This is a genomic window from Actibacterium sp., assembly GCF_055134745.1.
The window spans coordinates 55,208-67,929 of the sequence record NZ_JBSRVX010000023.1 but is presented as its reverse complement, the minus strand read 5'-3'; the positions used below and the strand labels follow the sequence as shown (position 1 = coordinate 67,929).

The following is a 12,722-nucleotide window of genomic DNA, read 5'->3' as shown; positions in this document are numbered from 1 at the left end:
GGATGATCTTGTTGCTGTCGCGCAGGTTCTTGGCGTTGGAGGTGAGCAGTTCATTGGTCAGGTCATTGGCGTCGCGCACGGCGCGGGCGGCTTCGGCGCTGCGCTGGATCGTGACGGCCTGCGCCAGCTGCGTTTCCCACAGGGGCACGGTGTTCACCAGGGTCGAGTTGATCTTGGTGACCAGCGACTTGTCGTTTTCCTGCACCAGCCGGATCGAGGGCAGCGATTGCATCGTCACCTGCCGTGTTAGTTTCAGATCATGCACGCGGCGTTCCAGATCGTCGCGGGCGGCGCGCAGGTCGCGCAATTCCTGGGCCTTGATGACCTGATCCTTTTCCGGGGTCGCGGCCAGTTCGGCCTCTTTGGCCGGAATGGTGGCTGTGTCCAGCTCTTTCAGCTTTTCTTCGCCCGCCGCGATATAAAGGGCCAGTTCGTCATAGAAATCGAGCGTCTTTGCATAAAGCTTGTCCAACGACTTGATGTCTTTGAGCAGCGCATGCTCGTGGTTCAGAAGGTTGTCGGTGATCTTGTCGATCTGGCCCTGAACCGTTTCATAGCGCGCCACGAATTTGGCAAAGGGCGCGGTGCGGCCCAGCAGTTTTTCCCACCAGCTGCGTTCGCGTCGCACATCCAGCTCGGAAATGGAAAACCCGCGAATGGTGGTCACGATGTTACGCAGGCTGTCGCCGGCTGGGCCGACATCCTTGTTGCGCACATCGGCCAGCATCGCCTGGCTGATCTGTTGCAATTCGGCCTGCGCGCCCGATCCGAACCCGATGATCGAATTGGTGTCGCCCATGTCGATTTCGTCCATGCGGCGCCGGATCTCCGTCGCCACCGGCGCAGGGGCAGCGGCCAGGGGCACGACCTCGCCTGCCGGTTCGGGCAGGATCACGGCGGTTACCTGTTCGACCTCGGCCAGGGCCTGGGCGGCTTTTTCGCGGGTTGTGTCAGACATGGTCACTCTCTCCTGTTACTCGGTCGTGGCTTGCGGGCGCAGGCCTTCACGCTGCAATCGCTCGCGCAGCACTTCGATTTCAACGTCCAGATCGGATTTGTCATCCAGCAGCAGCGCCTGCGTGCGGGCGGTGAAATTCTGTTCCAGATCGCTGAGCAGCGCCAGATAGTCGGTGCGGGCCTGCGCATTGCGGCTGCGGGCATAGATGTCGGCAAACTTGATCGTCGCATCGCGTGCGCCCAACAGATAAACGCCCAGATATTTGCGCGCCGCGCTCAGATCACGGGGGTCATTTTCCACGGTGCGAAACATGTCGCGCGCGGTGGCCTGAAAGGCATCGACGCGGGTTTCCAGCGCCCGGTCGCCCGCGCGCAGGATCGCGTCCTTCATGTCCTTGAGATATTTCTCGGCCTCGTCCACAACACGGGCAACGCGGTCTTGCTGAAAGGTATCCACACCTTCCATCCCCTTGTTGCGCATCGGGTCCAACCCAAAGGCAAAGGCGTGCAAGACCGTGCCCAGAACCCCGAAAATGATCGGATTCAGCAACCCGGCCCCCGGTGCGAACCCCGCCAGGAACAACCCCGCCCCCGTCAGGACCGATCCGAACATCTTGCGCGGAATGGCCGGACGGCGGGCTATGCGCCGCGCCATCCAGACATCTTCCGCCTTCAGCCCGTCGCGCGTCAGCCAGGCGGCCAGCATCAGTGCCCCGAAGGCCACCAGTTTCAGGGCAAGCCCGGCCGGATCGGATGTAAAGGCCGCCACCAACAGCGGGAACGGCGCCAGGAACAACAGGTTGACCCGGCCCCGCGCCCGGGCGGGCGTCTTGTTGTGAAAGGGCGGCTTGGCGCCACTGGCACCGGCATTGCCCGGGCTGAAAGGTCCGCCGAAACGCTGCGCCATCACGCGCCCCCCGTGGCCGAAACATAAAGGATCAGCGCCACGAGAACCGCGAATGCCAGTTTCTGAAGGCCAGTATCAGACATGGTTGCCCCTTCGCCCGCCGCGCTGTCTTATATAAGCCATGAAACGGTTGCGTGAAAGCCCGCGAAGATCAGACATTTGGCCCCTGTTGCGCGCGCCGCTCGGCCTTCAGCTTGCGGGCATAGCCCGACTGGATGAATTCGACCGCGAACAGCACCACCACGGCGAAATAGAAGGTCGTCTTAGACATCGGGATCAACGGATAGCCCGCAATACGCAATTGCAGCGTATCGTCATGCATTGCATGCGCGGCGGCAGGCCCCGCTTCGCCCAACAGCACCACGCCGACGATAAGCAGGATGAACAGGCCCAGAACCTCGTACATCCGGTTTTTCTGCAAGAAGGTCGTGACACCATCTGCCAGCAACACCATCGCCAGCCCCGACAGGGCAATCGCCGTGGCCAGAACCGGAAAGACATCGGTGATCGCCAGGGCCGACAGCACGGAATCAAAGCTGAAGATCAGGTTCATCAGTACGATCAGCGCCACCACCTGCGCGGCAGATCTGCCGCGCTTGCCCTCGACATCATGGTTCAGGTCTTCGACGGCCAGCATATGCGAAATCTCTTTCACGGCCGTATAGATGATGAACACGCCACCCAGAATGAACACCAGCGTGGCAAAATTCACGCCGCCCTCCAGAACCCCGACCCAGTTCAGCACGAAGAACGGTTCAGACAGGGCATCGATCAGCCGGATCATCACGAACAGCAGGATCACCCGCAGCGCCACGGCAATGATGATGCCCCAAAACCGGACCGCACGCTGATGCGCCACCGGCGCGCGCTGGGATTCGATGCTGATATAAAGAAGGTTATCGAACCCCAGAACCGCCTGCAGAAAACACAGCATCAGCAGGTTTCCCAGGTTTTCGATCGTCAATAGGTCGGCCATCCGTCACGCTCCACTGTCACCATTCGCAGTCAAGAACGCACAGACGGCTGTTCGGTTCAAGGATTTCGCGGCCCGGTTTTTCCCCGTGGACGGCGCTGGACTTTTGCCTTCTGCACCGTTGTGGGCTGAAATTCCTTGTCCAGCCCCAACTGATCGCGCAACACGCGGCCCTTGATTTCCTCGACCATGCCCTCTTTCAACTCGCCCAGCCGGAAGGGTCCGTAAGACACCCGGATCAGCCGGTTCACGACCAGCCCGACCGCCTCCATGGCGCGGCGGATCTCACGGTTGCGGCCCTCGCGGATTCCAATGGTCAGCCAGGCATTGGCGCCTTGCTGGCGGTCGATCGTCACCTCCATCGGCTGAAAGCGCTCGCCCTCGATGACAATGCCCCGGCGCAAGGGCTCCAGCATTGCGTCTTCGGGCGCGCCCTTGACGCGCACCCGGTATTTTCGCAGCCAGCCGGTCGAGGGCAGCTCCAGCCGCCGCTTGATGGCGCCGTCATTGGTCAGCAGCAACAGACCTTCGGAATTGATGTCCAGCCGCCCCACCGACATCACGCGCGGCATGTCTTCGGGGAAGGCGTCGAACACGGTCCGGCGGCCCTTTTCGTCACGTGCGGTCGTCACCAGCCCTGCGGGCTTGTGATACAGCCACAAGCGCGGCTCTTCGGCCTCGGCCAGGGCCTTGCCATCCACGACAATCTTGTCGGCAGGCGTGACGTTCAGCGCCGGGCTGTCGATCTTCTTGCCGTTGACGCTGACGCGCCCGGCCTCGATCATGCGCTCGGCCTCGCGGCGCGAGGCGATGCCGGCGCGGGCCAGAACCTTGGCGATGCGGTCGCCGGGGGAAGGGGTGCTGTTGCTCATGTTGCCCCCTTTACGCGCTTGGCGTGCAAAGCGAAAGCGCCTTGCGCATCCTGCCCCCGGCAGGGCATGAAACGGGGCATGAGCCCCTTCGCCAGCCATATGAATGCCGCCCTGGCCCAGGCCCGCGCCGCCGCCTTGCGCGGCGAGGTGCCGGTGGGCGCCGTGGTCGTGGCCCCCGACGGGCGCGTGGTGGCCCAGGCGGGCAATCGCACCCGCGAATTGTCCGACCCCACCGCCCATGCCGAAATACTGGCCCTGCGCGCCGCCTGTGCCGCCGCCGGATCGGAACGGCTGCCGGGGTACCTGCTCTATGTCACGCTGGAACCCTGCCCGATGTGCGCGGCGGCCATCAGCCAGGCGCGCATCGCGCGGCTCTATTACGGTGCCGCCGATCCCAAATCCGGTGGCGTGGCACAGGGGCCGCGAATATTCGACCATCCGCAATGTCACCATGCGCCACAGGTCTATGACGGGATCAACGCGCGCGAAGCCGGGCAGATCTTGTCGGACTTCTTCGCCACCCGGCGCTGATGTAATCCGATCGCGGCCCGTTCCGGGCCATTTCTTTCCCCTCGTATCGTTCCGATGCCAGGCGCGCGTCGCGCGAGAGTATTTTTGCCAAGAAGATAGGGCCATCTTCTTGGTTCAAATACTCATCCCCCAAGCCGCCGCAGGCGGCGAGACAAGAAAAATGGCGCGGCACGCGCCGCAACCGGGCTACAAGATGATCGGGTCCAGAACCTGCGGCTCGATCACATCCACCCCCGGCAGGCTGTCCTTCAGCACCGCCGCCGATTGTTCCAGCAGCGGGAAAGTGCGATAATGACAGGGGATCACCGTCTTGAAATCAAAGAAGGTTTTGGCGGCATAGGCGGCGCGGCGCATATCCATCGTGAAATGCCCGCCGGCGCAAAGGATCCCGATCTCGGGCGTATGCAGATCGTTGAACACCTTCATGTCGGCCATGACATCGGTATCGCCCGTGACATAGATCGTGCGGCCCTGATGGGCGATCATGAACCCAGCCTCGGAGCCGGTATAGATCGGCTCCTTCTGCCCGCTGATCGACGAGGAATGCACCGCATGCACCATGGTCACGCGCACATCGCCCAGCGTTACGGTTCCGCCCTTGTTGAACCCGACGGTCTTGACGCCCTCGGTTTCGGCCCACCAGTTCATCAGGTCATATATGCCCACGACCGGCACGCCCAGTTCGCGGGCCAGTTCCAGCGTGTCGCCAGTATGATCGCCATGGCCGTGGGTAATCAGAATATGGGTGGCCCCGCTTACCGCCTCGGCGCGGCGGGCGGCGGGGAACATCGGGTTGCCTGTCATCCAGGGATCGACCAGCAGGATCTGGTCGCCGATCTCGATGCGAAAGCCGGAATGGCCAAGCCAGGTGATTTTCATCATACTCTCCCTATCTGTTCGGAGCCGAGTGTAGCAAAAGCGGGGCGCGTGTCACATGGATTGGTCGTCGCAGGTGGACGGGTATTGCGAAAGGCTGGGCCCGGCCTTCTGGGCCGAACCGGTGAACGCGGTCACCAATGCGGCTTTCGTGCTGGTGGCGCTGGCGCTGTGGCCACGCGCGCGCGGGCAGGGGCTGGCGCCCGCGCTGGTCGGGATGCTGGCGGTGATCGGGGTGGGATCGTTCCTGTTCCACACCTTCGCGACCAATTGGGCGTCGCTGGCGGATGTCCTGCCAATCCTGGGGTTCATCCTGCTTTACCTCTTTGCCGCCAACCGCGATTTCTGGCGGCTGCGGCCTTGGCCTGCGCTGGGGCTGACGGCGCTGTTTATTCCCTACGCCGCCGCGTTGGTGCCGCTGTTCGCGCGGGTGCCGGGGCTGGGGTCATCAGCCGCCTATGCGCCGGTGCCGCTGCTGATCGCCATCTATGCCGTGGGGTTGCGTCATCGGGCGCCGCGAACGGCGCGGGGGCTGGCCATCGGGGCGGGGTTGCTGGTGGTATCGCTGGCCTTTCGCACCATCGACGGGCCGGTTTGCGGCAGTTTCCCGCTGGGCACGCATTTTGCCTGGCACATGTTGAACGCGACAATGCTGGGCTGGATGATCCTGGTCTATCTGCGCCACCGCGCGGGTCAGACCTGAGAAAACACAATCGTTTTACGCCCGTTGGCCAGAACCCGGCGTTGCAGGTGCAGGCGCACGGCGCGGGCCAGAACCCGGCTTTCGATATCGCGGCCCACGGCAACGTAGTCCTCGGCCGTCAGCGCATGGCTGACGCGTTCGGTTTCCTGTTCGATGATCGGGCCTTCGTCCAGATCGGCGGTGACGTAATGGGCGGTTGCCCCGATCAGCTTGACGCCGCGTTCATGCGCCTGATGATAGGGTTTGGCCCCCTTGAAGGACGGCAGGAAGGAATGGTGGATATTGATGATCCGCCCCGCCAAGGCGCGGCTCAGGTCATCCGACAGCACCTGCATATAGCGCGCCAGCACCACCAGTTCGGCCCCGGTTTCGTCCACCAGCGCCAGAAGGCGCGCCTCTTGCGCGGCTTTGGTGGCCTTGGTCACGGGCCAGTGGTGAAACGGGATGCCTTCGGCGGCGGCCAGCGGGCGGGCGTCGTCATGGTTCGATACGATGGCGACCACCTCGGCGGTCAGCCAGCCGACATGGATCTGATAGAGAAGATGGCGCAGCGTGTGGTCGAATTTTGAGACCATCAGGATGATGCGCGGGCGGCGGCCCGCATCGACGATCTGCGCATCCATGCGATATCGTTCGACGACCGGGGCCAGTGCGGATTGCAGCGCCGCGACCGTGCTGTCGGCGGCAAAGGCGACGCGCATGAAGAACGTGTTGCTTTCAGGGTCGCGATACTGGTTGCTTTCCAGGATGTTCCCGCCGAATGCGGCAATCGCGCCCGATACGGCGGCGACGATGCCGCTGGTATCGGCGCAGGTCAGGGTCAGGATAAAGCTGTGATCGGTCATCTGGGTCACGATTGTCAGGTTTTGGCCACGTCTAAGCAGCCCGTCCCGCGATTGCCAGCCCTTTCGGCGACGCGCGTCTTGCAGGTCTGCGGCAGCGGGGCTAAACCCAAGCCCGACCTCTTGTACGGAGAAGACCATGTCGATCGACATAGATACTGCCCGCCGTGTGGCCCATCTGGCCCGCATTGCCGTGGCCGAGAAGGATCTGCCCGCGCTGGCAGGCGCAATGTCGAACATCCTGACCTTCATGGAGCAGTTGAACGAGGTAGATGTCGACGGGGTGGAACCGATGACATCTGTCACGCCGATGCGTCTGAAACGCCGCGCCGATGTGGTGAGCGATGGCGATATGCAGAAACAGATCCTGTCGAACGCGCCCGATGCGCGCGAAGGGTTCTTTGCCGTGCCGAAGGTGGTGGAATAATGTCCGAGCTGTCGAAACTGACCATCGCCGCCGCCCGCGATGCCCTGCGCAAGGGCGATGTGACCTCGGTTGAGATCACGCAAAGCTGTCTGGCGAATATCGAGGCGGCGGATGCGCTGAACGCCTTTGTCCACAAGACGCCCGAGATCGCGCTGGAACAGGCCCGCGCCGCCGATGCGCGGATTGCGGCGGGCGATGCGCCCGCGATGTGCGGCATTCCGCTGGGGATCAAGGATCTGTTCTGCACGCGCGGCGTGCCCAGTCAGGCCGCCAGCCGCATTCTGCAAGGGTTCCGCCCGGAATACGAATCCACCATCACCGCACAGCTTTGGGATGCGGGCGCGGTGATGCTGGGCAAGCTGAACATGGACGAATTCGCCATGGGGTCCAGCAATGAAACCAGCGCCTATGGCAATGCGGTCAACCCCTGGCGGCGCGGCAATGATGATACCGCGCTGACGCCGGGCGGATCGTCGGGCGGCTCTGCCGCCGCTGTCGCCGCCGATCTGTGCCTGGCCGCCACCGGCACCGATACCGGCGGCTCGATCCGCCAGCCCGCGGCATTCGTGGGCATTACCGGGTTGAAACCCACCTATGGCCGCTGTTCGCGCTGGGGCGTGGTGGCCTTTGCCAGTTCGCTCGATCAGGCCGGGCCGATGACCAAGACCGTGCGCGATGCCGCGATCATGTTGCAGGCGATGGCCGGGCATGATCCCAAGGACAGCACCAGCGCCGATCTGCCGCTGCCCGATTTCGAGGCCGCGCTGACCGGCGATATTCGCGGCAGGAAAATCGGCATCCCGCGCGAATACCGCATGGACGGCATGCCGGATGAGATTGAGGCGCTGTGGGCGGACGGCACCGCGATGCTGCGCGATGCGGGGGCCGAGATCGTGGATATCAGCCTGCCCCATACCAAATACGCGCTGCCCGCCTATTACGTGATCGCGCCGGCCGAGGCGTCGAGCAACCTCGCGCGCTATGACGGGGTGCGCTATGGCCACCGCGCGAAACTGGCGCAGGGCGACGGCATCACCCAGATGTATGAAAAGACCCGTGCCGAAGGCTTCGGGGCCGAGGTGCAGCGCCGCGTCATGCTGGGCACCTATGTGCTGTCGGCGGGCTTCTATGACGCCTATTACAATCGCGCCCGCAAGGTGCGCACGCTGATCAAGCGCGATTTTGAAACCGTCTTTGCCGACGGGATCGACGCGATCCTGACACCCGCCACGCCCTCGGCGGCCTTTGGTCTGGGCGAAATGGCCGATGCCGATCCGGTGAAAATGTATCTCAACGATGTCTTCACCGTCACGGTCAATCTGGCCGGTCTGCCCGGCATCGCGGTGCCGACGGGCATCGACCGTCAGGGGCTGCCGCTGGGGCTGCAACTGATCGGGCGGCCCTGGGCCGAGGATGAGTTGTTGAACACGGCCTATGCGCTGGAAAACGCCGCAGGTTTCGTTTCCAAGCCGCAAAAATGGTGGTAAGACGCGCAATATTCATTTCGGGGCAGGGCATATGATACGGTTTGGTCTTTCGGCGCTGGCGGTTCTGGCTGTGGCGGCATGCACACCTGCAATGCCGGATTCCGGTGTCGGGTTCGGCGGCAATACAACCCTTGATCCGGTGCGCGCCGAACCGCTGGCGCCCGTCGCCGCGACACCCGCGACCACTGCACAGGCGGGCAGCGCGGCGATTTCCGACGAGCAGGATTTCAACGCCGTCGCCTCGCGCGAAACCATTGAAAGTGACCGCGAGCGGCTGGAACAGAACCGCGCGCAATACACAGTCATTGCGCCTACGGCATTGCCCAGCCGCAATGGAAACGAGCCCAATATCGTGGCCTATGCGTTGTCGACCACCAATCAGGTCGGTCAACCCGTGTACAAGCGGTTCTCGCTGTCGGGTGCCGCGGGAGCAGAGCGCAATTGCGCGAAATACGCCGCCCACGATCTGGCGCAAATCGCCTTTCTGGAAGCGGGCGGTCCACAACGGGACCGGCTGGGGCTGGACCCCGATGGCGATGGCTTCGCCTGTGGCTGGAACCCCGCCCCGTTCCGTCTGGCCGCGAAGTCCTGACGATATGCCCGCGCTGACCCACCCGTCGCCCAATTTCGGCGATCGGCGGGATGGTATGCGGCCCGATCTGATCGTGATCCACTATACGGCGATGCCCGACATGCTGTCGGCATTGGCACGTCTGTGCGACCCGTCAGCCGAGGTTTCGGCGCATTACCTGATCGGTGCCGACGGGCGGCTTTGCACATTGGTGGACGAAGCCAACCGGGCCTGGCATGCCGGGGCCGGGGTCTGGGGGGGCTGCGCGGATATCAATTCGCGTTCGATCGGGGTTGAACTGGCCAATGACGGCACCAGCCCCTTTGCCGCCGCCCAGATGAACACCCTGGAGAAATTGCTGGCGGACATCATGGCGCGTCACCACATCGCGCCCGAACGGGTGATCGCCCATTCCGACATGGCGCCGGGGCGCAAATCTGATCCCGGACCGCGTTTCGACTGGCGCAGGCTGGCATTGGGCGGTCTGTCTGTTTGGCCGCGCCTGGGTCCGGGCGCAGGGCGGGGTCGGCCTGACGAAGCCGCATTTTTCACGGCGGCGGGCCGTTTCGGCTATGATGTCGCGGCAGGCAGGGAACTGATCCTGTCGGCTTTCCGGCTGCGGTTCCGTCCCAATCACGCGGGGCCGCCGGATGGCACCGATCTGGCCATGATCCAGAATCTGGCCGAACGCTTCCCCGTTGACCGCGGCGTGGCAAGCGCCTAGATGCATCTGGCGCGGATGGCCGGATGGCCGCGGGGGGCGCAAGCCCCGCGAGGAAAGTCCGGACTCCATGAAGCAAGGGTGCCGGGTAACGCCCGGCCGGGGAAACCCGAGGGAAAGCGCCACAGAGAACAGTCTGCCGCGCATGCGCGGTGATGGTGAAACGGTGGGGTAAGAGCCCACCGCGGGACGGGCAACCGGACCGGCACGGCAAGCCCCACCCGGAGCAATGCCGAATAGGGACTTCGCGCGGGCTTGCCCGCAGGGACGCTTTAGCCCAGAGGTCCGGGTTGGCAGCTAAAGCGCGCCGGTAACGGCGGGCATAGAGGAATGGTCATCCAAGGGGGCAACCCCTGGACAGAATCCGGCTTACAGGCCATCCGCGCAAATTATGGCCACCTGGGTTTCAGCAACTGCACAGGGTCGGCATTCCCTGATATGATAGGCGCAGGCGTCAGGCGCGCCGCTGTGCATCAAAAAGGTGGGATCATGAGTTTCGTCAAGACATTGGCCACGCTGGCAGCAGGCTTTGCCGTGGCACGGGGTGTCGATAAATATCGGCAGTTGGGCGGCATGCCCGGGGTGCAGGATGCGATGAAGTCGAACCCGGCGCTGGCGGGCATGACCGATCAACTGGACGGGTTGATGCAGAAAATGGGTGTGCCGGGGGGCGCTGGCGCGTTGAAGGGCATGATGGACCGATTCGGGTCGATGACCGGGCAGGCGGGCGAGGCCGCCACCGCCGGTCTGGGCGGTCTGATGGCCGCGCTTGGCGGATCGGCCGCCGCCGGGGCCACCCAGGCGGGCCAGATGATGGATGCGATGACCGGCAGCGCCCTGCCCAGCGCCGCGATGGAAGAGAATGCCAAGCTGATGATCCGCGCGATGATCCAGTCGGCCAAGGCCGATGGCGATATCGACGTGGACGAACGCGCGCGGATCATGGACCTGCTGGGCGATGACGTCACACCCGAGGCCCGCGCCTTTGTCGAGGCCCAGATGGCCGCCCCGCTGGACCCGGTCGCGCTGGCCGCCGATACATCCGAGCAGATGAAGGCACAGGTCTATGCCACATCGGTGATGGCGGTGAAGGTCGATAAACCCGCCGAGGCGCTTTATCTGGAGCAACTCGCCAAAGCCCTGGGCCTGGGCGAGGCGGTGCGCGCCCAGATCCATGCCGCGATGGGGCAGCGGACACCCGGCACGGCCTGATTGCAGCGATTTGCGCGCTTGGCGCTTGACACCCGGCCCTGCATGGGTAAAACGCGGGCTTCTAGGATTTTCACGGGTGGCCAAGGCCGCCTGCACGACGGAGTGAACCCATGGCGAAGCCGACTACAATCAAGATCCGCCTGAACTCGACCGCGGGAACGGGGCACTTTTACGTGACCAAGAAGAACGCCCGCACGATGACCGAGAAGATGGCCGTGAACAAATACGACCCGGTCGTGCGCAAGCATGTCGAATACAAGGAAGGCAAGATCAAGTAAGATCGCCTTTGCCGGTTATGAACAGGGCCGCGCCGTTGCGCGGCCTTTTTCGTTGCAGGCGAGGGGCCGGCCCCTCGCGCTCCCCGGAGTATTTTTCCAAGGTGATAATGCAAAAGGCCGGCCCTGAGGCCGGCCTGACGTTTTTTGGTTTTCCAGGCGGGATCAGTCGCGATTGCCCATGAACTGCAGCAGGAACATGAACAGGTTGATGAAGTCGAGATAGAGGTTCAACGCCCCCATGATCGCCGATTTCGCCAGCCATTCGCTATCCATCGCCTGTGCATGGGCGATGTAATCGGTCTTGATCCGCTGGGTGTCATAGGCTGTCAGCCCCGCAAAGATCAGCACGCCGATGATCGAGATGGCGAACATGACAGCGGGTGAGCCGAGGAAGATGTTGATCACCGAGGCCACCAGCAGCCCGACCACACCCATGATCAGGAAAGATCCCCAGCCGGAAATGTCTTTCTTGGTGGTATAACCCCACAGCGACAGCGCCGCGAAGGCGATGGCCGTTACCAGAAAGGTTTGAGCGATCGACATGCCGGTGAAGGCAATGAAGATCCACGACAGCGAAAGACCCATCGCAGCAGCATAGGCATAGAAGAACAGCTGCGCGCCTGCCGCAGACAGCCGGTTGATCGCCGCGCCAAAGCCGAACACCATGGCCAGCGGCAGAAACATTGCAATCCAGCCCAGGATCGTCATCTTGCCCGTGGTAACATCACGGAAAATCGACAAGAGCGCCTCATTGGACCCGACCGCCCAAGCGACCAGTGCCGTCATCAGCAGTCCAACGGACATGGTGCCGTAGACCTTGTTCATGTGGGCGCGAAGCCCGGCATCAATCTGCGCGGTCCGGGTGCCAGTTGCCTGACCCGCGCGGATCGTGTTGAAGTCTGCCATCGAGAACCTCCAGTTCATTCGGTGTGCGGCCCAAAATCTGGGACGCTGACTGGGGTGAATATCGTGGCTTTGGCCGTGTATTTCAAGGGTTTCCGGTTCGGGCTTTTTTAGCCCGTCCCGCCGCTGCGTTCAGCGCCCGCCGCGGCGGGGCAGATCCCAGAACGCGCGGCGAGATTCGGCCTGGGCCTGGGCGCGGGTCAGGCCGATATCATCCAGCTGTGCGTCGCTCAGGCAGGACAGTGCCCGGCGCTGCCGCGCAACGGCAGCCATGTGGCGGATAACCTGCACAAGCGGCAGGGGTGACGGGCGCAGGGCGCGCCGGGCGCCGGGCATTGCGAAGAACTGTGGCATGTTAAATACTCATTATCTGTGAAGTGTCGGTGGCGTCGTATCATCGTGCTTGATGTATTTGCGCGATTATGAGACATTCTTCAAACGAATGATTGTCATAGTTGGCAT

General features: G+C 63.3%; 16 protein-coding genes and 1 other RNA gene. 9 read left to right on the top strand and 8 right to left on the bottom strand.

Features of this window, described 5'->3' with window-relative positions; genetic code table 11:
- The 4 genes from ACTCHC_RS05095 to ACTCHC_RS05080 all read right to left on the bottom strand — a co-directional run.
- Window positions 1-958 (bottom strand): toxic anion resistance protein (locus ACTCHC_RS05095; RefSeq protein ID WP_463021388.1); only part of this gene is annotated, 958 nt, incomplete at its 3' end.
- A gap of 15 nt (window positions 959-973) precedes the next feature.
- Window positions 974-1,864, bottom strand: a complete 891-nt coding sequence (locus ACTCHC_RS05090) for a 5-bromo-4-chloroindolyl phosphate hydrolysis family protein (protein WP_463021387.1) — start codon at window positions 1,862-1,864, stop codon at window positions 974-976.
- A 151-nt stretch (window positions 1,865-2,015) separates the two neighbouring features.
- Complete coding sequence (locus ACTCHC_RS05085) at window positions 2,016-2,840, bottom strand: TerC family protein (RefSeq protein WP_463021386.1); 825 nt, start codon at window positions 2,838-2,840, stop codon at window positions 2,016-2,018.
- Window positions 2,841-2,896: 56 nt separating this feature from the next.
- Window positions 2,897-3,709, bottom strand: coding sequence for a pseudouridine synthase (locus ACTCHC_RS05080; protein ID WP_463021385.1), 813 nt, complete (start codon window positions 3,707-3,709; stop codon window positions 2,897-2,899).
- Between the two features lie 78 nt (window positions 3,710-3,787).
- Here ACTCHC_RS05080 and ACTCHC_RS05075 point away from each other — a divergent pair, with 78 nt between their 5' ends.
- A complete protein-coding gene (locus ACTCHC_RS05075; RefSeq protein ID WP_463021384.1) occupies window positions 3,788-4,240 on the top strand; it encodes a nucleoside deaminase in 453 nt (150 codons plus the stop codon).
- Between the two features lie 186 nt (window positions 4,241-4,426).
- Here the strand turns inward: ACTCHC_RS05075 and ACTCHC_RS05070 are convergent, their stop codons facing one another.
- Entirely contained in the window at window positions 4,427-5,119 is a 693-nt protein-coding gene (locus ACTCHC_RS05070) for a metal-dependent hydrolase (protein WP_463021383.1), read from the bottom strand.
- A 55-nt stretch (window positions 5,120-5,174) separates the two neighbouring features.
- Here ACTCHC_RS05070 and ACTCHC_RS05065 point away from each other — a divergent pair, with 55 nt between their 5' ends.
- Window positions 5,175-5,819 carry a ceramidase domain-containing protein gene (locus ACTCHC_RS05065; protein WP_463021382.1) on the top strand — a complete coding sequence of 215 codons (645 nt, stop codon included), beginning with the start codon at window positions 5,175-5,177 and terminating at the stop codon, window positions 5,817-5,819.
- Here the strand turns inward: ACTCHC_RS05065 and purU are convergent.
- Entirely contained in the window at window positions 5,810-6,664 is an 855-nt protein-coding gene (purU, locus tag ACTCHC_RS05060; protein ID WP_463021390.1) for a formyltetrahydrofolate deformylase, read from the bottom strand. The two genes, ACTCHC_RS05065 and purU, sit on opposite strands and share 10 nt — an antisense overlap.
- A gap of 136 nt (window positions 6,665-6,800) precedes the next feature.
- On the opposite strand from purU, the gene gatC reads away from it, so the two are divergent.
- From gatC to rpmG, 7 genes are all read left to right on the top strand, one after another.
- A complete protein-coding gene (gene gatC / locus ACTCHC_RS05055) occupies window positions 6,801-7,088 on the top strand; it encodes an Asp-tRNA(Asn)/Glu-tRNA(Gln) amidotransferase subunit GatC (protein WP_463021381.1) in 288 nt (95 codons plus the stop codon).
- Window positions 7,088-8,575, top strand: coding sequence for an Asp-tRNA(Asn)/Glu-tRNA(Gln) amidotransferase subunit GatA (gatA, locus tag ACTCHC_RS05050; RefSeq protein WP_463021380.1), 1,488 nt, complete (start codon window positions 7,088-7,090; stop codon window positions 8,573-8,575). The genes gatC and gatA overlap by 1 nt, the downstream gene beginning before the upstream one ends.
- Window positions 8,576-8,606: 31 nt before the next feature.
- The gene (locus ACTCHC_RS05045; protein ID WP_463021379.1) at window positions 8,607-9,167 is read left to right on the top strand and encodes a hypothetical protein; all 561 of its coding nucleotides are present in this window, start codon (window positions 8,607-8,609) and stop codon (window positions 9,165-9,167) included.
- Window positions 9,168-9,171: 4 nt separating this feature from the next.
- Window positions 9,172-9,870, top strand: coding sequence for an N-acetylmuramoyl-L-alanine amidase (locus ACTCHC_RS05040; protein WP_463021378.1), 699 nt, complete (start codon window positions 9,172-9,174; stop codon window positions 9,868-9,870).
- 11 nt (window positions 9,871-9,881) lie between these two features.
- An RNA gene (gene rnpB / locus ACTCHC_RS05035) (RNase P RNA component class A) lies at window positions 9,882-10,255 on the top strand.
- Between the two features lie 101 nt (window positions 10,256-10,356).
- A complete protein-coding gene (locus ACTCHC_RS05030) occupies window positions 10,357-11,079 on the top strand; it encodes a tellurite resistance TerB family protein (protein ID WP_463021377.1) in 723 nt (240 codons plus the stop codon).
- 110 nt (window positions 11,080-11,189) lie between these two features.
- Window positions 11,190-11,357 carry a 50S ribosomal protein L33 gene (rpmG, locus tag ACTCHC_RS05025; protein WP_028719409.1) on the top strand — a complete coding sequence of 56 codons (168 nt, stop codon included), beginning with the start codon at window positions 11,190-11,192 and terminating at the stop codon, window positions 11,355-11,357.
- Between the two features lie 162 nt (window positions 11,358-11,519).
- Here the strand turns inward: rpmG and ACTCHC_RS05020 are convergent, their stop codons facing one another.
- Together ACTCHC_RS05020 and ACTCHC_RS05015 are read right to left on the bottom strand one after the other, a co-directional pair.
- Window positions 11,520-12,263 carry a Bax inhibitor-1/YccA family protein gene (locus ACTCHC_RS05020; RefSeq protein WP_463021376.1) on the bottom strand — a complete coding sequence of 248 codons (744 nt, stop codon included), beginning with the start codon at window positions 12,261-12,263 and terminating at the stop codon, window positions 11,520-11,522.
- Window positions 12,264-12,392: 129 nt separating this feature from the next.
- Window positions 12,393-12,614 carry a DUF1127 domain-containing protein gene (locus tag ACTCHC_RS05015; protein ID WP_463021375.1) on the bottom strand — a complete coding sequence of 74 codons (222 nt, stop codon included), beginning with the start codon at window positions 12,612-12,614 and terminating at the stop codon, window positions 12,393-12,395.
- Window positions 12,615-12,722: the final 108 nt, after the last annotated feature.